Here is a 25,777-nt window from a genome sequence, read left to right as displayed (position 1 = left end):
TCAGTGGCCGTGCGGGGTGGAGTCGTGGTCGGAGGCCGGGCTCCCCGACGGGTCGGCCGACGGGGTCGCCGCGGGGCTCGCCGCCGGCGCCGCCGCCTGTCCCGCGCGGGCGGTGAAGTCCGCGGTCCGTACGGTTCCGTCGTGCTGGAAGTCGAGGAACAGGCGGTAGTCGCCGGTGCTGGGCACCTCGGCGTAGAAGGTGATCTCAGGACCGGGCTTGGTCTTGCCGTCACCGGGTTCGCCGTCGGGGTGGACGTGGAGGTAGGCCAGGTCGCCCGCGCGCAGCGCCACCAGGTGGCCGTAGGCCCCGAGGTAGGGCTGCAGGTCGGTGACCGGCTTGCCGTCCTTGCTCACCTTCAGCGTCAGCTTGCTCGACTTTCCTGGGGTCAGGTCTCCGTCGAGGGTCACAGTGTAGCCGTCGACCTCGGCGGTACGGCTGACCTGCGGCAACGCCTTAGGCGCGTAGTCGCCGGCGGCGAACAGGTCGGCGCCCAGGGTCAGTGCGCTCGCGCCGGTGGGGAAGATGTCGGCGTAGGCGCGGTAGACGCCGGCCTCGGGGAGGGTCAGCTTGACCGTCCAGACGCCGTTGGCGCCCTCTTCTGGGTGCAGGTGCTGGAAGATGGTGAGGTCGCGCGAGACGACGATGAAGTGGACCTTCTTGTCGTGCTGGACCTGGAAGTCGGTGACGGGCCTTCCGTCGGGGGCCGTCACGGTGAAGGCGAAGTCGGTGGGCTCACCGGGCTTGATCGTCGCGGTGAGCGGGGTGAGGGTGTAGCCGTTCTGAGACACTTGGAGCCCCCCGGGGGTATCCTGTGCAGCTGCTTGTGCGGGTTTCGCGGTGGCGCTGTTCTGGCCGCCGCTCTGGTCGCTGTTCTGGTCGCCGTGGCTCGTGCTCTCGCCGTGGCCCGCGCCGGCGGGGCCGGCGCTCTCGCTGGGGGCGGTGGTCTTGGGAGGGGCGCCGACCTCGCCGACCGCGCTGCCCACGCCGAGGGCCGCGCCGAAGACGACGGCGAGACCCGCGACGTAGGTGACGAGCTTGGCGGGGGTGTTCACGACCGGTCCGCCACTTCGTATCCGGCGGCCTCGACCGCGGCGACGATCCGGTCGGTCTCGACGGGGCTGTCGCTCTCGACGGTCAGCAGGCCGCTGGCCAGGTCGACCTCGACGCCGGTGACGCCGGAGACCTCGCCGACCTCCTCCTTGACCGAGCTGACGCAGTGGCCGCAGGTCATGCCCTTGACGGTGTAGGTGGCGGTGCTCATGTCATATCTCCTCGGTGCTTGGTGTGCGGACTGCTAGGAACGGACGAGTCGGGCGATCGCTTCGGCTGCTTCCTTGACCTTCGCGTCGGCCTCGGGGCCGCCCTTCAGGGTGGCCTCGGCGACGCAGTGGGCCAGGTGCTCCTCGAGCAGGGAGAGGGCGAAGGACTGGAGGGCGCTCGTGGTGGCCGACACCTGGGTGAGAATGTCGATGCAGTACTTGTCGTCCTCCACCATGCGCTGAAGGCCTCTCGCCTGGCCCTCGATCCGGCGCAGCCGCCGGAGGTGGTCTTGCCTGGTGCCGGTGTATCCAGCCATGGTCCCCGCCTCTCTCTTCCTTCAGCATAACACCCTACCCCCCTAGGGTATTCCACGGACCTGATGATTCGCCTTCCGTGACGGGGCTCAGCCCCGTGCGCTCGCTTGCCGTGCCCCTGGACGGAGGCCGGCCACGCGCCTTGGGTGGCGCTCTCGGCGGCTTGCCGTACCGGGGGATCTAGACGTGCGCGGGCTGCTCCTGCGGGACCTGCGCGGGCCGCCGCATGAGGACCAGGGTGAGCAGCGCGCCCGCCGCGGCCACCACGCCCGCGCCGACGAAGGCGGCGTCGAATCCGTTCTCCTGCGAGGTGGCGATCGCGGTCATGACGGCCAGTCCCAGCGCCGACCCCACGTTGTAGGTGGTGTTGACGATCCCCGAGGCCAGCCCGCTCTCCTCGGGCCGCACCCCCGACAGCGCCGACATCATCGCGGGGATGTACGCCAGGGACATCCCGACCGCGGCGACCAGGCTGGCAGGAAGGAAGGCCGAGCCGCTGAAGGCCAGCCCGCCGACGCCGACCGCCAGGACGGCCAGCCCGAGCACGATGAGCGGCTTGGCGCCGAACCGGCCGAGCAGCCTCGCGGTGATGCCGATCATGAAGATCATGACCGCGACCGTCATCGGGAGCAGCGCCGCGCCGCTGGCGAAGGCGCCGTAGCCGAGGTCCTGCTGCAGGAACAGGTTGAGGAAGTACCACATCGGGATCCAGGCGGCTCCGAGCAGCGCCATGGCCAGGTTCGCGGGGGCCAGGCCGGGGGTCTTCCAGATCTTCAGCGGCATGAGCGGCTCGCGCACGCTGCGCTGGGTCAGCAGGAACGCGACGAGCAGGACGATCGCGCCCGCGGCCTCGATCAGCGTCGTGGTCAGCGACTGCTCGGGGGCCTTCACGATCGTGTAGACGGTCAGGGCGATGCCCGCCGTGACGGTAACCGCACCGAACACGTCCACCGAGCCCCGCTTGCCCTGCGTGGCGGGCAGCAGTGCCGGGATGGCCGCGAGGGTGATCAGGCCGATCGGGATGTACACGATGAACACCCATGGCCAGCTGAGGTACTCGGTGATGACGCCGCCGAGGAAGACGCCCGCCGTACCGCCCGCGGGGGCGGCCGCGCCGTACAGGGCCATGGCCTTGCCCAGCTCGCGCGGGTTGTGCCCGAACAGCATCATGAGCAGCGTCATCGCGGCGGGCGCGATCAGCGCCCCGCCGACACCCTGGACGGCGCGCCCGAGAATCTCCACCCACGCGGTCGTGGCGAAGGCCGCCACGACCGAGCCCGCGGTCAGGACGACCCAGCCGATGGTGAAGATCTTGCGGGCGCCGAACAGGTCGGACAGCCTGCCGCCCAGCAGGAGCAGGCCGCCGAAGGCGACCACGTAGGCGTTGAAGACCCACTGCAGCCCGCCCTGGCTGAACCCGAGGTCACGCTGCATCTCGGGAAGGGCGACGCCGATGATCGAGGTATCCATGATCACCATGAACTGTGCGGCGGCGAGCACGACCAGCGCCCACCACCTGTTGTGTTGCGGCATATCCACTCCTCTGCTTGGTACCCCTAGGGGGTATCTTTGACGCGGTGAACGTAACATACCCCCTGGGGGTTTGCAAACCTTTCGGCGTGGCCCTGTGCACCGTCGTATCGGAAGATTGGGTAGAACTGGATAGGTCCGCACCCGGGGGAGCACGGCCAAGCCTTGCTAGGCTGCCTTGCAACCGTTGCAACCGGGCGTTGTCTCACCCCGGCAGGTGAGACCGTCGAAGAAGTGGGGTCACACCGTGAAGAAGGTGCTCGTTCTGGCGCTGCTCGCCCTCGGGGGGCTGCTCATCTGGCGCAAGGTTCAGGCCGACCGCGCCGAGCTCGACCTCTGGACCGAGGCAACCGGCAGCGAGAACTAACGATCGTGGCGACGAGGGTATGACCGACATCGGCCCCATCAAGCTGGTCTGTCTCGACCTCGCCGGCACCACGATCGGCGACATCGCCACGGTCGAACGAGCTTTCGCCGAGGCGATCGCCACCCAGGGCATCGTCCCAGGGACCGGTGCGTACGCGCGGGCCATGGTCCACGTGCACCGGTCCCGAGGGTGCCCGAAGATCGAAGTCTTCCGCGGGATCTTCCCGGGGAACGAGGCCCAGGCACAGGCCGCGAACCTGACGTTCGAACGCTCCTACGAGGGCGCCATCGAGCGGGCGGGTCTCGTCCCCATGCCCGGAGTCGTCGAGGTCTTCGACAAACTCAGGGGCGCGGGGCTCCACGTCGCGTTAGTCACAGGCTTCAGCAGAACGACCCTGAGCAGGGTGCTGAGCGTGCTGGGCTGGCACGACAAGGTCGACCTCGCCATCTGCCCCGAAGACGCCGGACGCGGGCGTCCATGGCCCGACATGATCCTCCACGCGGTGCTCCGCCTGGGGATCGAGGACGTCAGGCAGGTCGCGGTGGTGGGCGACTCCGAGAACGACATGCTGGCGGGGCGAAGGTCAGGGGCCTCGGTGGTGGCCGGCCTGATGACCGGCGTCCACAGCCGGGACCGCCTGGTGAACGGCGGCGCCACGCACCTGCTCCACTCGCTGACCGAGCTCCCCGAGGTGGTCCTCGGCGGAGAGCGCAACTATGACCCACAGATTGCGAAAGCGCGCGGTTAATCACTCTCTGTAGTCGGGTAGGCCGCATTGCGTGATCTCTCACTGATCACCACGGACTCACCTGTGAGAGGTGCCTCATGCGTCTTCCGTACGTTTCCGCTGTGCTTGTCCTCGGCACGGCCAGCCTGTTCGCCACCCCCGCCCACGCCGCGACTCCCACCTACGGGTGCCTCGAGATCATGCAGGAGGACGTGTCCTTCGCCATCATGGGGGTGCACTGCGAGTCCTACGAGGGAGCGCCCACCACCGGTGAGCTCCTGACCGAGTTCAGGATCGTTCCGAATGACTCCGAGTCGCCCGGCTACCTCTGCCGCATCCCGCCGGGCCGGACGGTGTCCGGATACGCCGGTGGATACCCCAGCTCGGTCCTCGGCCTGTCGTGCAGGCAGGAAGGAGCCGGGCAGACGCCCTCCGTCACGTTCTCGCTCGCCCCCTCGCCGTCGCCCTCACCCTCTTCTTCACCCTCGCTCCCGAACGAGGCAGGCGCGGATCCTGCCTCCTCCGAATTCTTCAGGCCGTTCGGGCTGTACCTCGGCTTGGGGCCGTGGGGTCCTGTCGCTTTTCGCTGATCAGGACGCGCCTTCCCTTGGTGGGGCGGGGATCGGGTGGCGGTACACCGTATGCTGTTGCTACGGTGTACAGTCGGAACGCGCGCGACCGTGCTGATGTTTTGCAGGTCAGATGGTGTTTCGGGGCCTTAGCTCAGTTGGCAGAGCGCCTGCTTTGCAAGCAGGATGTCAGGAGTTCGAATCTCCTAGGCTCCACCTCTCCTCACCAGTGAAAAAGCCCAGGTCAGACATGATCGTCTGCCCTGGGCTTCTTTGTGTCTGGGAGGAATTTGGGAGGCGTGCCCGATGGGTTGTCCAGTGCTCCCCTTGCGAGGTCGTCCAGCTTGCGTGCCACCTCGCGTTGGCGTTCGTCGGTGGAGTGCTGGTAGATCATCGCGGCGCGGGTGCTGGAGTGGCCCATGCGGGCCATCAGCTCGCGGATCGAGGCTCCGGCGTTGGCGGCGAGGTTGTTCCAGCGTGCCGGAGATCGTGAAAGTGGATCTTCGGTAGGCCCGCGTCCTCCAGAGCCTTGGGCCAGATGCGGCGGTTGAAGTTGCTGTTGCGAATCGGCCCGTCGTCGGGACCGACGAAAACCAGCTCTTCCTTGCCCTCCTGGCTGAAGTCCTTCAGATGGGCTCATCGATGATCAGCCCAGGGATCACGACCGTTCGTTTGCCTGCCTCAGGCTGGGGGTCGGTGAAGACGAGTCCTTTGCCCGTGATCTGGATCAGCTGGCGTTCCACGCGGATGGCTCCGGCGTCGAGGTCGCCGTCACGTCGTTGAAGGCCGGCCAGCTCGCCCCATCGCAGGCTTGCGAACGTGCCGAGCAGCACCAGGGCGGGTCCCGGCGCGGCCAAGGTGGGTAAGGCAGGTCGCCCCGCTCCGACCTCGACTACTTCGTCCCGAAGCCATATCACCGGAGCGTCGACCTGACTCAGCAGGAGGTGGTCGTCTCGGCTAGGCAGGAATCGGTGCCGGGCCCGCCGTTAGCGGTGTCGGTGCCCGGCCCGCCCAGGATCCGGTCGTTGCCGGCTTCGCCGTCGAGGGTGTCGTTTCCGGCGTCGCCGCTGATGTCGTCGGCGCCGTTGCCGCCGAAGACGGTGTCGTTGCCGGCACCGGCGGCGACCTGGTCGTTGCCCGCGAAGGGGAGGATGACGTCGTCGCCGCCCAGCGCGGTGATACGGTCGGCGAACGGTGACCCGCAGATGACATCGGCGCCAGAGGTGCCGATGATGGCCTGCCCCGAGGTGGCGGTGCGCCGGTCGATGGTGCAGCCTGGTCCGTTCTGGATCGTCCCGTCGACACTGGTGGTGTTGACGAAGCCGCTGCCGGTCTCTGCGGGGTTGTTGGTGAGGAGTAGGCCCGTTTCCACGGTTAGCGCGCGGGTTGCGCCCTCCGCCGACGCCACGTTGTCGTGAAGCAAGATCCGGTCGGTGAAGAGGTACGAGTTGTCGTGTGGCCCCGAGATCTGCGAGCGAACCGACTGAGCCGGGACGGGAGCACCGCGGAAGTCGTAGCTTGCGCTCTGCGTCGCGCTCATCCCTGCTTGGTCCAGGAGCGCGTAGCCCTGGTAGGAGAACTCGACGGTGGAAAGCGAGGTCCCCGGCGGCGTATGCACGTTCAGCGAGAGCGTGCATTCCCTACTCGAGGCATCATCACCAGGTTCGATGAGCGTCTCGTATGCGCTGAATGTAACGGTGAACGCCTTCCCGTCAGGGCTGATCGCCGCCTCCCATGTCCCGGGCGGGCACCCGTCTCCGTTCGCACTGACGCTCGAGATGTATGCCTCGGCCGGGTTGGGGGCAGAGGATGCCGCGACCGCGGGCGTCATGACTGCTGCGGTGAGGACGGCGGCGGCGGCGAATGTACCTGCGGCCAGCTTAGGGAGTGTGTTGCGCATGATGAATGGCATAAAGCATTCCTTTTCGTGGTGAGCGTTCCCAGCAAGAACGTCAGGTAATTTCCTGAGGCTCGTTGACCTGTGTCAGATCGAGCTCATGAATGGTGTCGCGGTAGCGCGGATGCCTGAGCTGTTCTTTTTCGTATCCGCCCGCACCGCTGCGATAGCGCGATAAGGGAGATACCCCAGCATCAAGCGCGAAAGACGCACATACGTTTACAAGCCGGCAAATAATCAGCAAGGAGCGAAAAGAGAGAATGTCCTTGATGTCCGCATATCCACCATTAAAATACATATTATCCTGACGTGTAGCTCCCGAAAATTCCGATTTGCACAGATATGCCGTGATTCCGAGAATGTGGCTCCTGGCGCGGCGGTGGGTCGGGGCAGTAACCGCAGCAGCAACCGCGCCATATTCGGGCGACCTTGAGCGGCCGTTAATGACCCTGCGAGCAGCGCAAACGACCTGTAGTGATCTCGCTGCCGAGATTTCACACCGAAGAGGTCAACGCGTCCTGTTTGGAGCCAGCGCATGTGGCAGCCATCCTGGACCATGCCGTACTTCGGTGGACCGATGTACTGTCCCGGACGAACCGGCTGCCGTTTTCAAGCAGGAAGTCAGGAGTTCGAATCTCCTAGGCTCCACCTCGACGTACGCCCCATCACCGATCATGGTGCAGGGCGTTCGGGCCATTAGCCGTCATTGATCTTCCTTTTGCGGGACTTCCCGGCTTTCTTCTGCTCAGCTCGCACCCGAGCGTTGAGCGCTTCGGCGATCCTCTGGTCTGCGTCCCTGGTCGCGTGCTGGTAGATCAACACCGCCCGGTCGCTGTCGTGGCCCATTCGTGCCTTGAGGTCGGCCAGGCTCGCACCTGACTGTGCGGCGAGGGTGTTACCGGTGTGCCGAAGATCGCGCGTGGGGCGTCTGATAGATGCGCGCGGCCCGGTCGCTGTCGTGTCATCCGCCCCTTGAGGACGGCCAGGCTCGCGCCTGATTGAGGTCGAGCGTGTTGCCGGTGCGCCGGAGATCGTGGACGTGTAGGCCCTCCGATTTCCGCCGCCTCCTCCATGTATAAAAGCTCGAACCGCCGACCACCGGCACACCGGCCAAGGTTGTGCCACCGCTCGGCATCCATGTTCTCGGCCCAACTCGCTAAAATCACTCAACCCTTGAAGGAGGCAGTTGTTCCGTGGGTGTGTCCAGCGAGTTTTGCGGCTTCTCGATCGAGTCTCGGTCTGCGAGGCATGTGGTGACAGCTCGCGGCGACATCACGTGATCGCGACTGTCCGGCGTGGCCCGGTTCTGATGGCGTCGGGGCTTGTGCTTTCAGTGGTTTACACGGTCGGCCTCCATGCGGCGATTCCGTACGCCGTCGATGCGACCATCCAGCACGAGATGGAGATGAACATCAGTTTCGGCGCGGACCTGACCATGGATCCCGGGGGCCTGGCAGAGGATCTGGCCGGGATCCGAAGTACAGTGCGCCGACTGACGTTCCCGGTAGGTGCTGTCACACTCTGCCTCAGCTTTGTCGCCCTGCTGCTGCCCTGGTTACGAGGACGAATCAGGTTCGGCGTGCTGGTTCTGTCGGGCGTCTTGTGGGTGATGTATCCGCTCACTGTGCTGGAAACGCTAGGCGCGTGGGGGTCGTACATGGTCGGTGATGGTGGCGCCACCGGCGTCCCCCATCGGTTCGCCGGCTGGCTCCCTCTCGGGGCGCTCATCCTGTTCGTTGCCGCGACGCTGCAGGCGATTGGCCTCGTCCTGCTGGCCCGCCGAGGTACGACCGATTCCGCGTACCCACCGTGTAGTCCCCCAGGTGCAGCGCTCCCCTCATCGCCTTGATCGTGTTGTCGGTCCGCGCCCACGAGCAGGGCCGCGTCCCCGTGCAGCCACACGCCGCATAGATCCCAACTTGCGGCGGCGACCAGCCTGGGGCAGAACCCCAGGCTCTACAAGTGGGAGCAAATAGCCAACGTCGTAGCCGAGCGCATCAAGGACGGCATCTACCCGCCGCTGACGCCATCTCCGAAGCGAAGTTTTTCAGGGCTGCGGCTCTTCGGCCGGTCCCGGCCGTCACCGCCGCGGACTCGATGGGAAGAGGTCGCGTGGCCCCGCTTGACCTTGACACAGTGACAAGGTCTTCACTGCAGCCAAGGAGGTGGTCCCGATGACCAGGCCGGAAGAGGACACGGACACGATGCGAGCTCTCCAGGGGCTGGAGAGCAGCTCGTCAGTGCGGCTGCAGGCAGCGCTGGTGGCCGGCACGACCCCAGACCCGCGGTTCATCGACAAGCTCATCGAACGATGCGCCATCGAACCTGATTTCTACGTGCGCGACATGCTTACGTGGGCACTCACCCGCCACTCATCATCAATGACGGTCCCCAAGCTCATCGATGAACTCCGCTCGGCGCGTGCGCAGGCACGAAGCCAGGCCTTGCACACGCTGTCCAAGATCGGGGATCGGCAGGCGTGGCCGGCGATCACGCGGGCGCTTCTGACCGATGCCGACGACGAGGTGGCGCGGAGCGCCTGGCGAGCAGCGGTCGTACTCGTGCCCGAAGGGGAAGAACCCGAGTTGGCCGGAGTCTTGGTGACACAGCTCGGGCGCGGCGAGCGGGAGACGCAGTTGAGCCTCAGCCGGGCGCTGATCGCGCTCGGCGAAGTGATCATGCCGACGCTGCGCGCCGCGATGACGGATCTCGACCCTCGGGTGCGCCAGCACGCGATCGCCACGGAACAGCTGTTGCGCAACCCCGAGGCCGGATTCGAGTTCGCGATCGAGGAGGCGAAGCGCATCGTAGCCCTGGGCACAAACAGCCAGGAGGGGTGACAGGCAGTGTTGATCGGTGATGTGGCACGACGGTCCGGGGTCAGCGCCCGCATGCTCCGGCATTACGACTCGCTCGGCCTGGTGCGGCCAACGGGCCGTACCGAGGCCGGCTATCGCGAGTACTCCAGCGAGGACATCCGGCGAATCTTCCATATCGAGATCCTGCGGTCGTTGGGGCTGTCGCTGCGTGAAGTCGGGCGCGCGCTGGATGATCCCGGCTTCACGCCCTCCGAGCTCGTCGACGACCTCATCCGCCAGACGCGAGAACGCATTGCGGCTGAGACGGAGCTGCTCACGCGACTTCGTCGGATTGGTGCCGCGGAACCCGCCAACTGGGAGGACGTCCTCCAGATCGTCGCGCTTCTCCAGGCCCTGGGGGCGGAGAGCGCCGGGAAGCGCCAGCGCGCGGCCTTGTCCTCAGTCGAAGAGGCTCCGATGCCAGTGGAAGCACTGGTCGAGGCAGCGCTGAGCGAGACGGACCCGAACGTCGCCGGAGCCCTTCGATGGGCTCTGGCGCAATCGGGTGATGGCGGATTGGCACTGCTGGCGGAGGGCCTCGGCTCACCAGCAGCCGAGGTGCGCAAACGTGCCGTCCAGTCCATCGCCGAGATTCCGAACCCTGAGGCGACCACACTGCTGCAGGACGCCCTCACGAACCCCGATATCGTGGTCCGCAGGTATGCGGCTCTGGCGCTCGGGACGCGTGGAGTGGCCGACGCGATCCCGACGCTCATCGACATGATCGTCGAGGGGGCGAACGACGCCGATGCAGCCGACGCCCTGAGCGCGCTGGCGAGTGATCCCGCGCTGGCGGATCGGATCGCTACCACGCTCATTGGCTGCCTCGCCTCCGGCACCATGGAATCGTCTGCACGCCGACGGCTGACACAGGCGCTCGCGGACATCCCGGGAACCACAGCGTCACGAGCCCTCGCAGATCTGTCACATGACCAAGACCGTGGCGTTGCGCTTACCGCGACATACGTTCTCAAGCTGCGCAACGCACGGTGACGACAGGCCCCCGAACCCCCCGCGAGGGGCGCTGCCCCTCGCGCTCCCCGAACCGTGGCGCGCTTGCCGACTGAGCCTGACCAGGTCGTCCATCCCGGCGGCGTCGGCCACGGTGCTCAGCCCTGTCTACTGAGCCGGCTGGGTCTCGTCAGCCGATCCGGTCTGCTCGTCGCAGAACACGGCCTTGACGAGTTCCTGCTTCACCTTCTCGAACGTCGCGGACATGGCGACGAGGTCGAGCTCGGCTTCCCCGGTGGTGATCGAGGCGGTCAGGGTCTTGCTGCCGTCGGGTGTGCTGTACATCAGCGCCGCCCAGCCCCAGAAGCCGCCGTTGTGATGAAGGACGGTTCCACCGCAGTCGGTGTCCTCCACGAACAGCCCCAGGCCGTAGCCCATCGTGGGGTCGGGCTTCCGCATCTCGGCCAGCAGCGGGGCCGGCAGGAGCCTGCCGGAGTTCAGCGCGGAGAAGAAGGTGTGGAGGTCCTGGGTGGTCGAGATCATGTCACCGGCGGCGGAGATCCAGGTGGGGTTGAAGCGCGTGGTGTCGGCCGTCCTCCACTGGTCGGCGTCCTGGTAGCGGTAGTAGCCGTGGGCGTGCGGCTCGGGGATGTCCGGTGAGGCGTCCGGCACCACCGTGCCCGACAGGCCGAGCGGACGCAGGATCCGCGCCTGCATCTCTTCGGCGAACGCGCGGCCGGTGACCTTCTCGACCAGCAGCCTGGCCAGCACGTAGTTGGTGTTGGAGTAGCTCCAGCCGGTCCCCGGCTCGAACCGCGCAGGCTTGGACAGCGCCAGCCGTACCAACTCCTCCGGCTGGTAGGTGTGGAACTGGTTGTCCACCACCCACTCCTTGCCCAGTCCGGGGATCCCCGGCGCGAACGTCCCGTCCTCGTAGTACTCGCCGGTGAAGTTGAACACCCCGCTGGTGTGCTGCAACAGCATTCGCACGGTGATCCGCCGGTCCAAGCCGTACGCGGGCAGGTAGTCGTCGACCGGAGTGTCCAGGCCGATCACGCCGTCGGCCACCAGCTGCAGGACCAGGGTCGCGGTGAAGGTCTTGGTGGTGCTGCCGATCCGGAAGTGGCCGTTCGTCGGCGGCTTCGCGCTCTCGCCCAGCTCGCGCACCCCGGCGCTGCCGACCCACTCGCCCCGCTCATCGTGCACACGCAGCTGCACCCCGGCGAAACCGGAATCGACGAACTCCTGGATGACCTTCTGCAGCTCCGGGCGGCCCTGGTCAGTGGTGGACATGGTGTGCTCCTTTGGCTCTGTTGCTTCAGTCGAACGGGCGGATGATGGAGTGCGGCAGGCCGTCAGGCGGCGTCGAGCGCGGCGGTGATCTTGCGGGCCATCTCGGCCATGGTGGGGCTGGGCTGGCCCAGGTGGGTGCGGGCGGCTGTCTCGATGGCGACGATGACGGTGCCGCGGAAGTTGGCGGCCTCCGCCGGATCCTGCTGCCTGAGCAGGCTCATGGATGCCGTCAGCGCCGGCAGCACCTGGTCGGCGAGTTCGGCCACGGTCTTGCCGTACTTCACGCCCTTGGGCGCCTTGGTGAGCACGTGCCCGACCACGCCGGTCGCGGAGGTCAGGGCGATGGAGCCGTGGGTGGCGACCTTGTGGGCCGACTCGGCGATGCCGGCGGCGGACATCAGCGAGACGGCGCCCCAAGCGGCGAGGCGGAGGGTGGTCTTGTCCTGGTCGGTCAGGGTGACGGACATGATGGCGTGCTCCTTTGAATCTGTTACGAGATCACTGGAAAGGACGGATGGCGGAGTGCGGGCCTGCTGTGGTTCAGGCCGCAATCGCTGAACCGTTCATGAATCAACCATCGCCGGTCGCGCTGATACCGGGCCGTTGCCGTCCTGACGCGGCTGCTGACACGCCACCGCCGGGGCGAGGACGCCCATGAGGTTCCGTGACTGTCGCGACAGGCGGAGGCGATGCCGGAGCGGCTTGAACGGGTCGGCGAAGACCACCGCCTTCGCCGTGGTCGCGCATTGATCTGTCCGGACGCGCGGGCGGCGGTCAGGTCGTGGATGTTGCCCGGCAGTGCGGGCGAGGCCCACAAACCAGGCGCCCGGCCGGATCAGCCAGGACCTGCACGTTCACTCCGTGCCGGTGCTGCTTTCCCGAGTAGTACGGCCAGGCGGGCATGAGGCCACCAGGCAGCGGGACGCGGTCAGCCGTGCAGGCGCACGCGATAAACCCGGCGACGTCGGTGGGCATCCCCGTGATAATGGCCGACGTGGAAGAGGTCGAGGTCGTCGTCGCCCATCACGAGCGCGCGACCTTGCGCGTCGGCGACGTGTTCCTGAAGATCGACGCTGACCAGACGCGCACCGACGTCGAGGTCGAGGCGATGGCCATGGCGCCGATCCCGACTCCGGAGGTCCTGTGGCGGAAGCCGCCCGTGCTCGCGCTCGCCGCCCTCCCAGGAACGGCACTCGGCCGCCTCGGCGAGCCGTCGACCGCGTCGCCGGCGGCGTGGGCCGCGACGGGTGCCGCCGCACGGATGCTGCACGACGCGCCACTGCCGCCATGGCCCGGTCGGAGCCTCGACGAGATCGCATCGCTCCTCGACGGCGAATGTGAGTGGCTGGTCACGAGCGGCGTCCTTCCTGCCGACCTGGTCACGCGCAACCGCCGGGTTGCCGAGGCTGCGCTCCGGCCGTGGACACCGGTGTTCACGCACGGCGACCTGCAGATCACCCACGTGTTCATCGACGGTGACGAGATCACCGGCGTGATCGACTGGTCCGAGGCGAGCCAGGGCGATGCCCTGTACGACCTCGCCACCTTGACGCTCGGACACGAGGAACACCTTGGCGACGTCGTCGCCGGCTACGGCACCGACGTCGACCTCGACGTGATCCGCGCGTGGTGGTCGCTGCGAAGCCTGCTGGCGGTCCGCTGGCTGGTCGAGCACGGCTTCGACCCGTCCTCGCCAGGCTGCGAGGTCGACGTGCTGAGATCCCGGATGTGAGGCTGCACGAGCCCGACGGCCACGCGTGCCGCTCTGTGACCGCCTCGTCTTCCGGACCGACGCGGTCATGATCCTCGAAGAGCCCGGGCAGCCGGTCGGCGACATCGGAAGCCGACGCACGACTAACGGGCGCCGGCCTCTCGGTTATGGGGCGGTCGCCAGGGGCGCCCATGGTCGAAGAACTGTCGGCGGCTTCGACGTCCGTCCCCCATAAGTCATCAAGCTGTCCCTCTCGCTGTGTTTTTCGAGACTCCTTCCGGCGCGACCGGAAAGGGGGCAAGGCCGGCTTTTGACGGGGCGGGAAGTCATCTCGGCTGCGTCGCTCGCCACCAACTGTAGGTCTCTCGGCGTGGGCCTCTTGCTGAACCTTGGCAACCCCTGGAGGGCCTGTTACGGCAGAGCCGTCCGAAGCCCCTCAGGCTCGATCGGCGGCGCGAGGGCCGGCTGGCGGCCAAGGGACGGGGTGCCGCAGCTGGCCATTCTCGGCTCGGCTACTCTCGGCGCCACTGACGATCACTCTTCGATCCGGACAGCCGAATCGCCACTTGGGAGACGCCGACGCATGAACACGCCACCATCGCCACCTGGAGCGGAGCGGACTGACGAATCAGCCGTCCAGATCGGCGCTCTGGTTCCGCTCTCTCGGCCCGGCTGGGTCCAGGCCGGCCGGCACTTGCTCGCCGGACTCGAGCTGGCCGTTCGCGAGGTCAACGACGCCGGCGGGATCGTCGGAAGGCCACTCGAGCTGGTGGTCCGAGACACCGCAGCTGATCCCGAGAGGGCCGCGGCGGCCGTGGACGAGTTGGCTCGCCTGGGCGTGGCTGCCTTGGCGGGGGAGTATCACAGCGTCGTCGCTCGCGCCGCTGCCGCCAGGGCCGACGCCCTCGGCCTGCCGTTCCTCTGCTCGTCAGCGGTTCTCGACGCGCTCACCGAACAGCCGACGAAATGGGTCGCGCGCCTCGCCCCTGCGCAGTCCCACGGTTGGCGGATCTACGCGGACTTCCTCCTCAGCGCGGGCCACACCCGGATCGCCGTAGCAGCCCAGTCGAGTGTCTACTGGGCGTCTGGGGCTCGCATTCTGCGGGACTACCTCGCTCCACGCGGCGGCACCGTCATCGAACTCGACATGGGCGCGCTCGCCCCCACGGCCGTGTGCGACGAACTCGTCGACAATCGCGCGACAGCCCTCCTTCTTCTGGTCGGCCACCCGGAGCCGGCAGTGTCGATCGTCAAGTGCGTCCGCCACGACGAGCGCCTCGCCGAGATCTTGATCGGTGCTCCGGCCGGGCAACCGGAGTTCGCCGAATGGGCGACGTTGCTGGGCGACGACGGCGCCGCGATCCCGTTCCTGCGCTACCTGCCCGAGCGCCTCAGCCCACTCGGTGCACGAGTCGAGACGGCCCTCCGTGAGCGGCTGACCGAAGCGCCGTCCTTCGTCGCCTTCGAGGGCTACGACACGGTCGCCGTCCTCGCCGAGGCGCTGCGGTCTCACGGCGCGGACCGGGCGCGCATCGCCGAATCCTGGCCGCGCGTCGCGGTCGAAGGCACCCGCGGGCAGATCCAGTTCTCCCGCACGCCAGGCATCAACGTTTGGCAATGGGCTTGGCCGCCGATCCAGGTCGTTGATCGAGATCCGGCGGAACCCGACCGCTTGCGGATCCGCCACACCAGCTGAGAGAGCACGGAGGCCCCGCTGTGGGTCTCCGCGGTCGAGCCCGGCTTCCCCCCTACATCACCGCCGCCCGGATCCACGCCCTGCCCGCCCCTGTACAAGGCCGTGGCCCTCGTCCTCAACGAGAAAACGTCACTGTCTGACCGCGAGGGGCTGTCGACAAGGCACGGCATCTCGAGGAACGGCACCCTAAGGGGCGAGCGATTCGACGAGGGCACGGGCGAAGCCCGCAGCGGCGTCGTCGTCGTCGCGGTGTTCGGGTGTGGACATGTGGCCGAGGAATGCGTGCTGAAAGCAGGCGCCGAGCAGCAGTCCTGCGGCGGCCTGGACGTCGGCCTCCGGTCGCAGGCGGCCCTGTTGCTGTTCGGCGCGCAGGTACGCGGCGACAGCCTCGTTGACCTTGTGCGGTCCGACGCCATGGCGCCGCAACTCCTCCTTGTGGGCGGTCAAGGTCTCCGGATCGGCGAACATCGAGGCGAACATCGGAAAGCCGCCGCCGTAGAAGGTGATGGCCGCCTCGGCCACGGCGGTGAGGTTTCCCACGACATCCCCGGTTCCGACCTTGTCGCGCAGCACCTCGCCCAGCCAGCCGAAGCCGGGTGAACGCTCCCGCATCACCGCGACGAGCAGGTCGGCCTTGTTGGCGAAGTGTTTGTACAGGGTCGCCTCGGTGAAACCCGCGGCCCGGGCGATCTGCCGCGTGGTCACGTTGGCGAGGCCTTGCTCGCCGATCACCTCGGCCGCCGCGTCAAGGATGACATCTCTGGTACCCATCTCTACTCCTCTGATCGAAGGGCGCTTGACGAGGTTAGTAAACGCTCGCTAGCCTCGACATCACCCAGTTAGCGAGCGTTTACCAACCAGGAGTGTAGATGAAGCTGGCCATCTTCGGGGCAACCGGTGGTACCGGGCAGCACCTTGTCGACCAGGCGCTCGCCGCCGGTCATCGCGTCACCGCGATCGTCCGCGACCCGGCTCGCCTGCGCCACGCGGATCACCCCCGGTTCGGCGTGGTGATCGCTGACGTGATGGACGCCGATGCGATCGGCGCGAGCCTGACCGGCCAGGACGCCATCGTGTCCGCCCTGGGCCCCCGTCCCGGAGGAGGCGGGTCGGTATGCGCCGACGGCGCCCGAGCGATCATCGCCGCGATGCGCACCACCGGAACCCGCCGCCTGGTCGTCGTCACCGCCAGCGGACACATCGTCGACGAGGGCGACGATCTGATCAACCGTGCCCTGGTCAAGCCCCTGCTACGACGATTCCTGAGGGACGGCTTCGCCGACTTCGCCCGCGCCGACGAGGCAGTCCGCGCCAGCGGTCTCGACTGGACGATCATGCGGCCGCCGCGGCTCACCAACGGCACACGCCGCATGTACCGCATCGCCATCGACCGCAACGTCCGCCATGGCATCACCATCGCCCGTGCCGATCTCGCCCACGCCACCCTCGCCGCACTGTCCGATCCGGCCACCGTCGGCCACAGCCTCGCGCTGGGGTACTGATCGTGAAGAGACGAATCACTCTCATGCTGGGCCTGCTGCTGGCCGCCGCGCTCGGAGCCGTCGGCACGGTCGGCTATCTCACCTTTCTCCGCCCGGCCGACAACCCGCCTGCCGATGCCTGTTCCGAAGGGGCCAAGCCGGGCACGCGTCCCATCGTGGTCGCGGCCGGCGCGAGCATGACCCAGGGTGCGCTGGGTGCCGACTGGATAGGCACACTGCGTACCCGCCCCCAACACCAGGGCTACGACCTCGTCAACGCGGGCGTCAACGGCAACACCACGGCCGACTTGCGGCGGCGGATCGACACTGACGTCGTGGCGTGTCGTCCGGCCGCGGTCACGCTCCTGATCGGCACCAACGACGTCCGCAACGGCGTGCCGCTGGAGCAGTACCGGGACAATCTTCGAGCGATCGTCGACCGCGTCAAGACCCGGACCACCGCCCACATCGCGCTGATGTCCCTACCGCCACTCGGTGAGAACCTGGACGCGGAGATCAACCGCAGTCTCCGCGGCTACAACGCCGCTATCAAGGAGATCGCGACCAGCGCAGGTGTCGCCTACCTCCCCGTGCACGAACAGATGGTCGAGGTACTCCGCCGGGGCCGCGGCAACCGGCCCGACTATGCCTTCAGCTTCGTCCACGCCTTCGCCTCGGCGGCTCAGCACTATCTGCTCGGACGGAGTTGGGATCAGGTCGCTCACAGCGGCGGCATGGAACTCTTCGTCGACCACATCCATCTGAGCGACCGGGGCGGCACCATCGTCGCCGACCTCGCCTCCACGTGGCTCTCCTCCCTCCAAGGCGGCCAGGGGGCACGCCGCATGGCTGACCTGGATGCCGTCCGGTCAACGGACTGAGCACTGAGGACCTACAGATTCCCTGAACGGCTTGCTGACCCGCGTCAGCCAGACAGCCCACCGTTTACTCACCACACCGGAGAACACCTTGACCGTTACCGTCGCGCTGACCCTGCTGCTACTGCTCGCCGGCGGGCTGGGCTTTCTTGTCTATGTCGCTTTCAAGCGCCAGCCCGCCAATCCGCCGAAGAAGTTCCGCCAGGGCCGCGCACCCGGAACCCACACCGTCATGGTCGCCTTCGGCGACAGCATCACCCACGCCACCCTCAGCGCCGACTGGGTGGGCGCCTTGCGGAACCGTCTGGGCCCCGGAGGGTACGAGTTCGTCAACGCCGGGCTCAACGGTCACACCAGCGCCGATCTGCTCCGGAGGATCGATGAGGTCGTCGCCTGCCGTCCCGACGCGGTGACGATCATGGTCGGCACCAACGACGTCCGCAACGGCATACCGCTGGCGCAGTTCCACGCCAACCTGGACACGATCATCAGCCGGCTCCAGGCCCGCACCACCGCGAGGATCGCCCTGCTGTCCGCCACGCCCCTTGGCGAGGACCCGGCCGGCCCGGCCAACCAGGCGCTCGCCGAGTACAACGCCGCCATCAAGGAGACCGCGGAACGCATGGGCGTCAGCTATCTGCCGGTACACGAGGCGATCGTCGGGCACCTCGGCCAAGGAGCCACCGCGCCGCAGTTCGCCTTCAGCTTCGGCTTGGCTCTGCGGATCGCCGTCCGGCACTACCTGTTCCGGACCTCACTGGACGACATCGCCCGTAGCAACGGCCTCACGATGCTCACCGACCACATTCACCTCAGCGACCGGGCAGGCCAAGTAGTAGCCGACCTCGTCGCGAGCTGGCTAGGGCGCCGGGGGCTGAACCCTTCGGCTGAGTCGAGGTTGGGCGGGTGAAGAGCGCGGCGGCGTTCGAATCTCCTGGGCGCCCATGACCGAGCGTTCTCGGGTCTCAGACTCTCTCAAGGGGGATGCGGCCGCTGAGTCATTGACCGGACACGGGCTGTTTCGTACGTTCATGGGGCTCGTCGGACGGCATCGCCAGGAGGCGCTCATGACGGAACTGTCCAGCACCGCATGGCCATGGCCCGACCTTCCGCCCGGTCCGCTCGGCACTGCCTCCCCTGACCTGGCCCGCAGGCTCGCCGAGGCTTCGACGGAGCCCGTCACGATGCCGAGTGGAGACCGGGTGCCCATGATTGTCCGTTATGAGGACGTTCGTGCCGTTCTCACCTCGCCGGCCAGCAGCCGCAACCTGCGGGCACCCGGGCTTCCCCGCATGGTCAGCGGCACCTCCCTCGAGGACGACCCCTCGGCGCTGATCAACCAGGACCCGCCGGAGCACACGCGTTACCGCCGCATCATGCAGGGCACCTTCACACCCAGACATATCGAACGCTGGCGGCCGCGCGCGGCGGCGATCGCCCACGAGCTGATCGACGCCGCCGGCCAGGAGTTCGACCTGGTCACCGATTTCGCCCTGCCGCTGCCCGCGCGAGTGATCTGCGAGATGCTCGGCGTCCCGATGGACCGGTTCGGTCAGTTCCGCGGCTGGACGGAGATGTTCCTGTCCACGTCCGAGGCGAGCGCCGAGGCCAGGGGAGAGGGATTCGCCGCGTTCATGGCGTACGCCGGGGAGCTGATCGCCGAGCACCGGGTCACGCCGGGCGACGACCTCATCGACCTGCTCATCGGGGCGCGCGACGAGGGGGACAGGCTCAGCGAGTCGGAGCTGACCCACATGGTGTTCACGCTGATCATGGCGGGGCACGAGACCACCGCGTCGATCATCATCCGAGGCGCGTTCCGCCTTCTGTGCCACCCTGACCAGTACGCGCAGCTGGCGGCCCGTCCCGAACTCCTGGGACCGGCGGTGGAGGAGATCCTGCGCTGTGAAGGTCCCGGAGGGAACGGCCTGCTCAGGCTGGTCACCGAGGACATCGAGCTGTCCGGCGGCGTGATTCCCAAGGGCACGGTCGTGCTGCCCAACCCCACGGGCGCCAACCACGACCCGTCGGTGTTCGACGACCCGCTGCGGTTCGACATCCGGAGATTCGCGGGGAAGGCGCCGCCCAACCCGCACCTGGCGTTCGGCCACGGCCCCCACTACTGCCTGGGCGCGAATCTGGCCAGGATGGAACTGCAGGAAGCCTTCCGCGCCTTGGTGACGCGGCTGCCCTCCCTCCGGCCCCAGGAGGACTTGTCGACGCTGCGCTGGACCAACGACGGGCTGATCCATCGCCCGCACCGGCTCCCGGTCAAGGGAGGCTGAGGTACGGGCGACCACCTGACCGCAGACGGCGTCGGCGGCACCGTCACGGGGGCTTTCCGCACCTGATCGAGCACGAGGGTTCGGCCTGGCCGAGGCCGGGACGGCTCGCGATCACAGCACGCTTGCCGGCACGCCGCGGTGAACAAGTTCCAGGTCGCCGCCGGCGCATGCTGAGCGGTCGACGTCGCGGGTCGCGTGCTGGTGGATCGGGAGCGACGACGAGCGCCAAGCAGGTCGCCGGCCTCAGCGGTCGAGCCGGTAGAGGCGGAAGAAGTCGTTCTCGACCGGCAGCACGGTGCACCGTCCGAAGCCCGCCTCCGAGGCGTACCCATTGACGGTATCGGTCCGCAGCACGGTGCCGACGGCCGCCGAGGGCTTCTCGACGAGTTGGGTGGGCAGGCAGTGCGTGACGCTCCAGCCGTACATCATCCGCTCCACCTCGTCCCCCGGCGCGGTGAAGCGGTCGGCCACCCGCTCGTCGGCGACGAGGACCACGCCGTCCTCGGCCAGGGCGTCGCGTATCGCCCCTAGCGTCTCCACCGGCCTGGACAGATCGTGCAGGACCTCCATGAGGAGCACGAGGTCGTACGGTCCTGTGTCGCGCAGGGACGTCGCGTCGGCGTGCATCAGACGGACGCGGTCACCGAGACCGGCCTGCTCGGCGTGGGCGCGCGCGTCGGCGATCGAGGAGGCGTCCGCGTCCAGGCCGTCCACCACCGCGTTGGGGAAGGCGCGAGCGACCGCGATGGCCGACCAGCCCTGCCCGCAGCCGACGTCGGCGACGCGCGGGTGAGGCGCCGCCTCCAGCCGGGTCAGGACGTCGGGCATGGCGGCGATCCAGGTGCCCGCCAGCTCGTGGGTGAAGGCGGGCCGGTTGATGTGCCCCTGGCCGTGGCGGAAGGCCCTCCCGTACTCCTCGTACGGCACGCCTGCGCCGGTGCGGTAGGCCTGCGCGACCTGGGAGATGACGCCGCCGATCCCGGCGAGCATGTGCGCGAACGGCGCGGCGTGCGCGGGATCGTCGGCGTCGGTCAGCACCCGGGCGTGCGCGGGGTCGAGCCGGTAGCGGCGCTCCTCGCCCGGGACGTCCGGATCGGTCTCCACCAGTCCCGCGACGGCCTGCTGCTCCAGCCACTCGGTGGCGTACCGGGGTGCTATGCCGGCCTTCTCGCTCAACTGCGCCGCCGTCAACGGGCCGTGCTCCTGGAGGGCGCGGTAGAGGCCGAGCTCGCCGCCCAGGTAGACAGAGAACAGTTCGAGGGCGCCCAAGGTGTTCTCGAACAGGCGCTCGACGAGTCGGTCGGTGCGCTCGGCATCGGCGTTGGTGGCGGTCTCCAAGGCGTTCATGCTGACTCTTTCCGGATGAAGAACCGGGCGGTCGCCAGGGTCTCCCCGCGGGTGCCGTGGCGGTATGAAAAGGGACGCGTATCCCAGGGCCGAGCCTGGCCGGGGCCTCTTCGGGCGGGCCGGCGCGTAGGGCCATTAGAACCTACGGTAACGGGGTGAGCGGCGGATCGACACCCTTCTACGTGGGCAAATGCCCGGACCGGCCCTCTTCGGCGATGTCGAGGACATGCGCCGCTTCGGCGTCGCTCGACGAGGCTGACGCGCTCGCCTGAGTGCCTGGTGGCCGACGCGGCGACCTGCCTGGTCTGCCACCGCCAAGAGCCGAGAACCGTACGGTCCGCCCTCCAGCGCACTGACCGGGCGAAGCCCTCGGCAGGGGGCCCGCGTGATGGACCGTGACATGCGGAAGCGCCCCGCAGCCCAATGAAACGAGGGCTTTCCGCCTTGACTGCCGTATCGCTACTATCAGGCACCAATCGCCTACTTTGGCGATTTTTCGTCATGGACGCACCGACCAATGAGGAGAGTGTCCTGCACGTGGCTGGATTGGGCAGGGTCGGGCGACGACGAAAGGGAGCCGTGGGCGAGGAGAACGGGTCAACAGGGGCGACCAGCGGCCGGTCGCGCCGGCTGGGTGGCTCCCGCCGCCTGCCCTTGCGTACCGTGCTGATCATCGTCGTGTTCGTGCCGAGCGTCACCTTCGCCCCGCTGTTGGCCTCGGGCATGTACCAGCTGTCCTCCCAGTGGCGGGCGGAGGAGGCCCAGCTGGACCTGGCCACCACCACCGTCGGCGGACCCGCGGCCAACCTGTTCTTCAGCCTTGACCGGGAGCGACGGCTCACCGCGGAGGTGCAGGCCACCCCGCACAGCACCACCCGCGACAAGCTCGCCAAGCAGCGCGCGGAGACCGACCAGGCCGTGAACGCCTTCCGGCCGCTGGCCGCCCTGAAGCCCGCCTACGCGCAGGAGGGGCTCACCGACGCCATCGCCAGGACCGAACGCGGCCTCGGCCTCCTCGACCAGCAGCGCCAGGCGGTGGACGCCGGTTGGTCCAGTGAGCAGAAGGCGTTCGACTACTACAGCGGCGTCCTCGAGTCGGATCTCAGCGTGTTGAGCGCCCTCAGCCAGACCGATCACGCCGAGGTGACCAGCAAGGCGCAGACACTGGTCGACCTCTTCTGGGTCGTCGACATGATCGGCCGCCAGGACGCCGTTCTGGCCCGCGGCTGGGAGAAGGGGCACCTGACGAGGGAGGAGTACGGCCTCGTCGCCGACGCCATCGGCACCAGGAAGCACCTCCTGCGGTCCAGGGTGATCCCCAGTCTCACCGGCAACGAGACCAAGTACGCCACGCTGACGACCAGCAAGGCGTGGGAGGCCATGACCGCCCTGGAGGGGCGGCTGGTCACCTCAGGGACCGGCGTCGAGGGCGAGCAGGTGGCACTCCGCGACGTCGGCCCCGCATGGCGCACCTCGGTGGACACCGTCACCAAGCAACTGGTGGAACTCCTCAGCCTCCGGCTCGAGAACGTCGCCAGGGTCGGTTACACCCACGCCTACCAGATCTTCGTGATTTTCATCAGCATCACCTCCATCGGCCTGCTCGCCCTGGGCCTGGTGATCTTCACGAGCTGGCGCCTCACCTCCATTCTTCGCCGGCGCATCCTCCACCTGCGTCAGAACGCCCACGAGCTCCAGGAGCGGCTGCCCGACGTGGTCTCCCGGCTGGAGCGCGGCGAGGACGTCGACGTCGACGCGGAAGTGCGCGTCATCGAGCCCACACCTGACGAGCTCGGCGAGCTCGGGCAGGCCCTCAACCTGGCCAGCCGCAGCGCGGTGCTCACCGCCGTACGGCAGGCCGAACAGCACCGTGGCTTCCAGCGCATGCTTCAGCGCATCGCCCGCCGTACCCAGATCCTCATCGGCCTGCAGCTGAAGAAGCTGGACGAACTGGAACGCAGGCACGAGGACCCCGAGGTGCTGGAGGGCCTGTTCGACCTGGACCACCTCACCGCTCGACTGCGCCGCTACGAGGAGAACCTGGTGATCCTCGGCGGCGGGCAGCCGCAGCGCCGCTGGCGCAAGCCGGTACGCCTGCTCGACGTGCTGCGCGCCGCGCAGGGCGAGGTCCAGGACTACCGAAGGATCGCGATCGAGGTCGAGGGCGAGCCCTGGGTGGCCGAGCGCGCGGTGGGTCCGCTGGTCCACGTCCTGGCGGAGCTGATGGAGAACGCCACCGCCTTCTCCAAGCCGCTGACCCCCGTCGAGGTGCGGGCCGCACCGGTCAGCAGGGGCATCGCCGTGGAGATCGAGGACCGCGGCCTGGGCATGGAGCCCGAGCAGTACGCCGCCGCCAACGCCCTGATGCACTCGCCGCCGCAGCTCGACGTGATGACCCACGCCGACGACGTGCGGTTCGGTCTCTACGTGGTCGCCCGGCTCTCCGCGGGCCTTGGCCTCCAGGTGGAGCTGCGGCCGTCCGCCTTCGGCGGCACCCGTGTCATCGTGCTGCTCCCTGAACCGCTGGTGGTGGAGCGCCCTCGCGCGGTACCCGCGCCACCGGCCGAGCTCTCCGAGGAGGTCCCCCAGGGTGGCCCCAGTGGTCCGCAGCCCCGCCCGCAGGAAGGTACGGCCGGTCCTCGCCCGCCGTACGAGGACGCGCAGTTGCCGACTCGCTCCAGAGGACGCGCGATGGCCTACGTGACAGCACCCGCCGCCGGATCGCCGGATCGGGACGAGGCACCTCCGTCGCCCGACCTCCAGCCGCTGCCCCAGCGGGTCCGCCAGGCCAACCTGGTCACCGAGCTCAGAGTTCCGGCGGACAGGGACGAACAGACGGACCAGGACATCTGGGCGGTACGGGACCGGCCCGCCCGATCCAGTGCCACGATCGGCGCGTTCCAGAGGCAGTCCCGCAGGCGCCGGACCGGCGACGACGCCTTCGAGTCCCGGCCGGACGGATCCCCCGAGCCCGGCTCCCCTACGACGGAAGATTGAAGATGACGCAGCGAACCACCGCCACCGACGCAGGCCTGGACTGGCTCCTTGACGGCCTGGTCAATCAGGTCGCGGGCACCCGGCACGCCGTCGTGCTGTCCGACGACGGCCTGGTGATCAGCCGATCCCAGACCATCGAACGCTCGGACGCCGAACGCCTCGCCGCGATCGCCACCGGCCAGCAGAGCCTGGCTCGCGGTGTGGGGCAGCTCTTCAGTGGCGGACCGGTCCAGCAGGTCATCATCGAGATGGCCGACCTGTGGTTGTTCGTCACGGCTGCGGGCCGCGGCACTCATCTGGCCGTGGTCGCGTCCCAGGAGGTCGACGCCGAACTGATGACCGTCGCGATGCACACCCTGGTCCAGCAGGTCGGCCAGCGGCTGGGAACGGACGCGCGCACGCCGCAGCCCGATGACGCGGGGAGACACGGATGAAGCACTGGACGGAGGGGTTCGACGACGATGACGCCGACGAGTCGCTTGTCCGTCCCTACACGATCACCGGCGGACGGACCGCGCCCGAGCGGGACGACCTGACACTGATCACCCTGGTGACGACGATGTCCGAGGTCTCGTCGGACACCGGACACGGGCTGAGGAGGATGCAGCCGGAGCACCGCACCATCCTGACTCTGTGCGCGCGGCCGCTGGCGGTGGCCGAGGTCGCCTCCGCGCTGAACCTCCCGGTGTCGGTGACCAAGATCCTCATAGGCGATCTGATCGAGGCCGGTCAGATGCGGTCCCGGCCACCGCTCGCCTTCGCGCAGGCAGGCGGCTTCCCCAGCATGACGATCCTTGAGGCGGTGAGGGATGGGCTACGCAATCTCTGACCAAGGGGACGCTGCTCCCCTGGCAGTGAAGATCCTTATCGCCGGTGGATTCGGCGTCGGGAAGACGACCCTGGTCGGCGCGGTGAGTGAGGTCGCCCCTCTGCGCACCGAGGAGTACCTGACCCATGCCAGCGTCGGCGTGGACGATCTGGAAGGGGTGAGCGGCAAGTCCACCACTACCGTGGCACTGGACTTCGGCCGCATCACCATCAGCAGCGAGCTCGTGCTCTACCTGTTCGGCACCCCGGGGCAGGAACGCTTCTGGTTCATGTGGAACGACCTCGTCAACGGAGCCATGGGCGCGGTTGTCCTGGTGGACACGCGCCGGCTGGATGTGAGCTTCGCGTCGATCGACTTCTTCGAGAGCCGCGGCATCCCCTTCGTCGTCGGCGTCAACTGCTTCCACGGCGTCAGGGACAGGACACAGGAGGAGATCCGCAGGGCACTCGATCTCGATCCCCAGGTGCCGCTGGTGCTCTGTGACGCCCGCGACCGGACGGCGGGCCGCGACGTGCTGCTGGCGCTCATCGACCACCTGATGGCCGCCCGGTCCCGCTCCGCCCCGCACCCCGTGGCCTGACCCGGCCGGCTCGCGCACGGATGTGGTGGACCTGTTCGCCGAGCAGGGGTACGCGGCGGTCCTGCCTGATCTGTACAGCCATGGCACCAGGGCCGGGTGCCTGGTGCGCGCCATGCACCAGCTCGCGACCGGCAAGCCAGGTCGCCCGGCCGCCGACATCGACGCGACCAGGCGATGGCTGGCCGGCCGTACGGGTAGCGACACGA

27 protein-coding genes, 1 tRNA gene and 1 pseudogene are annotated in these 25,777 nt (G+C 68.1%); 17 read left to right on the top strand and 12 right to left on the bottom strand.

Annotated elements, in window-relative coordinates; translation table 11 throughout:
• From FHR33_RS26655 to FHR33_RS26640, 4 genes are all read right to left on the bottom strand, one after another.
• Window positions 1-1,053, bottom strand: a complete 1,053-nt coding sequence (locus tag FHR33_RS26655; protein WP_183653070.1) for a DUF8832 domain-containing protein — start codon at window positions 1,051-1,053, stop codon at window positions 1-3.
• Window positions 1,050-1,262 carry a heavy-metal-associated domain-containing protein gene (locus FHR33_RS26650; protein WP_183653068.1) on the bottom strand — a complete coding sequence of 71 codons (213 nt, stop codon included), beginning with the start codon at window positions 1,260-1,262 and terminating at the stop codon, window positions 1,050-1,052. Before FHR33_RS26650 ends, FHR33_RS26655 begins: the two co-directional genes overlap by 4 nt.
• Before the next feature lie 33 nt (window positions 1,263-1,295).
• Window positions 1,296-1,577, bottom strand: a complete 282-nt coding sequence (locus tag FHR33_RS26645; RefSeq protein ID WP_183653066.1) for a metal-sensitive transcriptional regulator — start codon at window positions 1,575-1,577, stop codon at window positions 1,296-1,298.
• A 178-nt stretch (window positions 1,578-1,755) separates the two neighbouring features.
• Window positions 1,756-3,108, bottom strand: coding sequence for an MFS transporter (locus FHR33_RS26640; RefSeq protein ID WP_183653064.1), 1,353 nt, complete (start codon window positions 3,106-3,108; stop codon window positions 1,756-1,758).
• A 244-nt stretch (window positions 3,109-3,352) separates the two neighbouring features.
• On the opposite strand from FHR33_RS26640, the gene FHR33_RS51895 reads away from it, so the two are divergent.
• From FHR33_RS51895 to FHR33_RS26625, 4 genes are all read left to right on the top strand, one after another.
• Window positions 3,353-3,472, top strand: coding sequence for a DLW-39 family protein (locus tag FHR33_RS51895; RefSeq protein WP_312895735.1), 120 nt, complete (start codon window positions 3,353-3,355; stop codon window positions 3,470-3,472).
• 19 nt (window positions 3,473-3,491) lie between these two features.
• Window positions 3,492-4,220 (top strand): HAD-IA family hydrolase, encoded by a 729-nt coding sequence (locus tag FHR33_RS26635; RefSeq protein WP_183653062.1) that lies wholly within the window; start codon window positions 3,492-3,494, stop codon window positions 4,218-4,220.
• Between the two features lie 101 nt (window positions 4,221-4,321).
• Complete coding sequence (locus tag FHR33_RS26630) at window positions 4,322-4,789, top strand: hypothetical protein (RefSeq protein ID WP_183653058.1); 468 nt, start codon at window positions 4,322-4,324, stop codon at window positions 4,787-4,789.
• 122 nt (window positions 4,790-4,911) lie between these two features.
• Window positions 4,912-4,984, top strand: a tRNA-Ala gene (locus FHR33_RS26625).
• 410 nt (window positions 4,985-5,394) lie between these two features.
• On the opposite strand, the gene FHR33_RS26620 is transcribed toward FHR33_RS26625, so the two are convergent.
• The 3 genes from FHR33_RS26620 to FHR33_RS26610 all read right to left on the bottom strand — a co-directional run bounded on the left by FHR33_RS26620 (window position 5,395) and on the right by FHR33_RS26610 (window position 6,963).
• On the bottom strand, window positions 5,395-5,601 hold the full coding sequence (locus tag FHR33_RS26620) for a hypothetical protein (protein WP_183653055.1): 207 nt from the start codon (window positions 5,599-5,601) through the stop codon (window positions 5,395-5,397).
• A gap of 101 nt (window positions 5,602-5,702) precedes the next feature.
• Window positions 5,703-6,680 carry a DUF4360 domain-containing protein gene (locus FHR33_RS26615; protein ID WP_183653053.1) on the bottom strand — a complete coding sequence of 326 codons (978 nt, stop codon included), beginning with the start codon at window positions 6,678-6,680 and terminating at the stop codon, window positions 5,703-5,705.
• Between the two features lie 40 nt (window positions 6,681-6,720).
• Window positions 6,721-6,963: a hypothetical protein gene (locus tag FHR33_RS26610; RefSeq protein WP_183653050.1), complete on the bottom strand. Its 243-nt coding sequence runs from the start codon at window positions 6,961-6,963 to the stop codon at window positions 6,721-6,723.
• Between the two features lie 978 nt (window positions 6,964-7,941).
• On the opposite strand from FHR33_RS26610, the gene FHR33_RS26605 reads away from it, so the two are divergent.
• The 3 genes from FHR33_RS26605 to FHR33_RS26595 all read left to right on the top strand — a co-directional run bounded on the left by FHR33_RS26605 (window position 7,942) and on the right by FHR33_RS26595 (window position 10,516).
• A complete protein-coding gene (locus FHR33_RS26605; protein WP_183653047.1) occupies window positions 7,942-8,514 on the top strand; it encodes a hypothetical protein in 573 nt (190 codons plus the stop codon).
• A gap of 325 nt (window positions 8,515-8,839) precedes the next feature.
• Window positions 8,840-9,505, top strand: coding sequence for a HEAT repeat domain-containing protein (locus tag FHR33_RS26600; RefSeq protein WP_183653044.1), 666 nt, complete (start codon window positions 8,840-8,842; stop codon window positions 9,503-9,505).
• Window positions 9,506-9,511: 6 nt separating this feature from the next.
• Window positions 9,512-10,516, top strand: a complete 1,005-nt coding sequence (locus FHR33_RS26595; protein WP_183653041.1) for a HEAT repeat domain-containing protein — start codon at window positions 9,512-9,514, stop codon at window positions 10,514-10,516.
• Between the two features lie 126 nt (window positions 10,517-10,642).
• On the opposite strand, the gene FHR33_RS26590 is transcribed toward FHR33_RS26595, so the two are convergent.
• From FHR33_RS26590 to FHR33_RS53380, 3 genes and pseudogenes are all read right to left on the bottom strand, one after another.
• A complete protein-coding gene (locus tag FHR33_RS26590; protein ID WP_183653038.1) occupies window positions 10,643-11,767 on the bottom strand; it encodes a serine hydrolase domain-containing protein in 1,125 nt (374 codons plus the stop codon).
• 62 nt (window positions 11,768-11,829) lie between these two features.
• Window positions 11,830-12,234 (bottom strand): hypothetical protein, encoded by a 405-nt coding sequence (locus tag FHR33_RS26585; protein ID WP_183653035.1) that lies wholly within the window; start codon window positions 12,232-12,234, stop codon window positions 11,830-11,832.
• A gap of 204 nt (window positions 12,235-12,438) precedes the next feature.
• A pseudogene (locus tag FHR33_RS53380) lies at window positions 12,439-12,658 on the bottom strand (transposase family protein); the annotation flags it as partial.
• A 103-nt stretch (window positions 12,659-12,761) separates the two neighbouring features.
• Between FHR33_RS53380 and FHR33_RS26575 the strand changes: the two are divergent.
• Window positions 12,762-13,499 (top strand): phosphotransferase family protein, encoded by a 738-nt coding sequence (locus FHR33_RS26575; RefSeq protein ID WP_183653032.1) that lies wholly within the window; start codon window positions 12,762-12,764, stop codon window positions 13,497-13,499.
• A 562-nt stretch (window positions 13,500-14,061) separates the two neighbouring features.
• Window positions 14,062-15,174: an ABC transporter substrate-binding protein gene (locus FHR33_RS26570; protein WP_183653029.1), complete on the top strand. Its 1,113-nt coding sequence runs from the start codon at window positions 14,062-14,064 to the stop codon at window positions 15,172-15,174.
• Window positions 15,175-15,360: 186 nt separating this feature from the next.
• Here FHR33_RS26570 and FHR33_RS26565 read toward each other — a convergent pair whose 3' ends face one another.
• Window positions 15,361-15,945 carry a TetR/AcrR family transcriptional regulator gene (locus tag FHR33_RS26565; protein ID WP_183653026.1) on the bottom strand — a complete coding sequence of 195 codons (585 nt, stop codon included), beginning with the start codon at window positions 15,943-15,945 and terminating at the stop codon, window positions 15,361-15,363.
• 98 nt (window positions 15,946-16,043) lie between these two features.
• Between FHR33_RS26565 and FHR33_RS26560 the strand changes: the two genes are divergently transcribed.
• The 4 genes from FHR33_RS26560 (at window position 16,044) to FHR33_RS26545 (ending at window position 19,818) form a co-directional block, all read left to right on the top strand.
• Window positions 16,044-16,676 (top strand): NAD(P)-dependent oxidoreductase, encoded by a 633-nt coding sequence (locus FHR33_RS26560; RefSeq protein ID WP_183653023.1) that lies wholly within the window; start codon window positions 16,044-16,046, stop codon window positions 16,674-16,676.
• Window positions 16,677-16,699: 23 nt separating this feature from the next.
• Window positions 16,700-17,536 (top strand): SGNH/GDSL hydrolase family protein, encoded by an 837-nt coding sequence (locus FHR33_RS26555; protein WP_183653020.1) that lies wholly within the window; start codon window positions 16,700-16,702, stop codon window positions 17,534-17,536.
• Between the two features lie 31 nt (window positions 17,537-17,567).
• Window positions 17,568-18,443, top strand: a complete 876-nt coding sequence (locus FHR33_RS26550) for an SGNH/GDSL hydrolase family protein (RefSeq protein WP_183653017.1) — start codon at window positions 17,568-17,570, stop codon at window positions 18,441-18,443.
• Between the two features lie 157 nt (window positions 18,444-18,600).
• Window positions 18,601-19,818: a cytochrome P450 gene (locus tag FHR33_RS26545; RefSeq protein ID WP_183653014.1), complete on the top strand. Its 1,218-nt coding sequence runs from the start codon at window positions 18,601-18,603 to the stop codon at window positions 19,816-19,818.
• Window positions 19,819-20,061: 243 nt separating this feature from the next.
• Here FHR33_RS26545 and FHR33_RS26540 read toward each other — a convergent pair whose 3' ends face one another.
• Window positions 20,062-21,165 carry a methyltransferase domain-containing protein gene (locus FHR33_RS26540; RefSeq protein WP_183653012.1) on the bottom strand — a complete coding sequence of 368 codons (1,104 nt, stop codon included), beginning with the start codon at window positions 21,163-21,165 and terminating at the stop codon, window positions 20,062-20,064.
• Between the two features lie 663 nt (window positions 21,166-21,828).
• Between FHR33_RS26540 and FHR33_RS26535 the strand changes: the two genes are divergently transcribed.
• The 4 genes from FHR33_RS26535 to FHR33_RS26520 are packed head-to-tail and all read left to right on the top strand — an operon-like array spanning window position 21,829 to window position 25,571.
• Window positions 21,829-24,162 carry a sensor histidine kinase gene (locus FHR33_RS26535; RefSeq protein ID WP_312895734.1) on the top strand — a complete coding sequence of 778 codons (2,334 nt, stop codon included), beginning with the start codon at window positions 21,829-21,831 and terminating at the stop codon, window positions 24,160-24,162.
• 2 nt (window positions 24,163-24,164) lie between these two features.
• On the top strand, window positions 24,165-24,596 hold the full coding sequence (locus FHR33_RS26530) for a roadblock/LC7 domain-containing protein (RefSeq protein ID WP_183653008.1): 432 nt from the start codon (window positions 24,165-24,167) through the stop codon (window positions 24,594-24,596).
• Window positions 24,593-24,991, top strand: a complete 399-nt coding sequence (locus FHR33_RS26525; protein ID WP_183653006.1) for a DUF742 domain-containing protein — start codon at window positions 24,593-24,595, stop codon at window positions 24,989-24,991. The genes FHR33_RS26530 and FHR33_RS26525 overlap by 4 nt, the downstream gene beginning before the upstream one ends.
• Entirely contained in the window at window positions 24,972-25,571 is a 600-nt protein-coding gene (locus FHR33_RS26520) for a GTP-binding protein (protein ID WP_183653004.1), read from the top strand. Before FHR33_RS26525 ends, FHR33_RS26520 begins: the two co-directional genes overlap by 20 nt.
• The last annotated feature ends 206 nt before the right edge of the window (window positions 25,572-25,777 follow it).

It is taken from the genome of Nonomuraea dietziae (genome assembly GCF_014195505.1).
Taxonomy (GTDB): domain Bacteria; phylum Actinomycetota; class Actinomycetes; order Streptosporangiales; family Streptosporangiaceae; genus Nonomuraea; species Nonomuraea roseola.
Note: the sequence above shows the minus strand (reverse complement) of the source record. Positions and strands in the feature narration are given on the sequence as shown.

Bases quoted from the DNA above. Each gene is read 5' to 3' on its own strand.
- FHR33_RS26635 (WP_183653062.1), top strand. From the start codon at position 3,492: ATGACCGACATCGGCCCCATCAAGCTGGTCTGTCTCGACCTCGCCGGC.
- FHR33_RS26545 (WP_183653014.1), top strand. From the start codon at position 18,601: ATGACGGAACTGTCCAGCACCGCATGGCCATGGCCCGACCTTCCGCCC.
- FHR33_RS26540 (WP_183653012.1), bottom strand. From the start codon at position 21,165: ATGAACGCCTTGGAGACCGCCACCAACGCCGATGCCGAGCGCACCGAC.
- FHR33_RS26585 (WP_183653035.1), bottom strand. From the start codon at position 12,234: ATGTCCGTCACCCTGACCGACCAGGACAAGACCACCCTCCGCCTCGCC.
- FHR33_RS26560 (WP_183653023.1), top strand. From the start codon at position 16,044: ATGAAGCTGGCCATCTTCGGGGCAACCGGTGGTACCGGGCAGCACCTT.
- FHR33_RS26615 (WP_183653053.1), bottom strand. From the start codon at position 6,680: ATGCCATTCATCATGCGCAACACACTCCCTAAGCTGGCCGCAGGTACA.
- FHR33_RS26570 (WP_183653029.1), top strand. From the start codon at position 14,062: ATGAACACGCCACCATCGCCACCTGGAGCGGAGCGGACTGACGAATCA.
- FHR33_RS26565 (WP_183653026.1), bottom strand. From the start codon at position 15,945: ATGGGTACCAGAGATGTCATCCTTGACGCGGCGGCCGAGGTGATCGGC.
- FHR33_RS26530 (WP_183653008.1), top strand. From the start codon at position 24,165: ATGACGCAGCGAACCACCGCCACCGACGCAGGCCTGGACTGGCTCCTT.
- FHR33_RS26640 (WP_183653064.1), bottom strand. From the start codon at position 3,108: ATGCCGCAACACAACAGGTGGTGGGCGCTGGTCGTGCTCGCCGCCGCA.
- FHR33_RS26650 (WP_183653068.1), bottom strand. From the start codon at position 1,262: ATGAGCACCGCCACCTACACCGTCAAGGGCATGACCTGCGGCCACTGC.
- FHR33_RS26525 (WP_183653006.1), top strand. From the start codon at position 24,593: ATGAAGCACTGGACGGAGGGGTTCGACGACGATGACGCCGACGAGTCG.
- FHR33_RS26590 (WP_183653038.1), bottom strand. From the start codon at position 11,767: ATGTCCACCACTGACCAGGGCCGCCCGGAGCTGCAGAAGGTCATCCAG.
- FHR33_RS26520 (WP_183653004.1), top strand. From the start codon at position 24,972: ATGGGCTACGCAATCTCTGACCAAGGGGACGCTGCTCCCCTGGCAGTG.
- FHR33_RS26600 (WP_183653044.1), top strand. From the start codon at position 8,840: ATGACCAGGCCGGAAGAGGACACGGACACGATGCGAGCTCTCCAGGGG.
- FHR33_RS26645 (WP_183653066.1), bottom strand. From the start codon at position 1,577: ATGGCTGGATACACCGGCACCAGGCAAGACCACCTCCGGCGGCTGCGC.
- FHR33_RS26555 (WP_183653020.1), top strand. From the start codon at position 16,700: ATGCTGGGCCTGCTGCTGGCCGCCGCGCTCGGAGCCGTCGGCACGGTC.
- FHR33_RS26610 (WP_183653050.1), bottom strand. From the start codon at position 6,963: ATGTATTTTAATGGTGGATATGCGGACATCAAGGACATTCTCTCTTTT.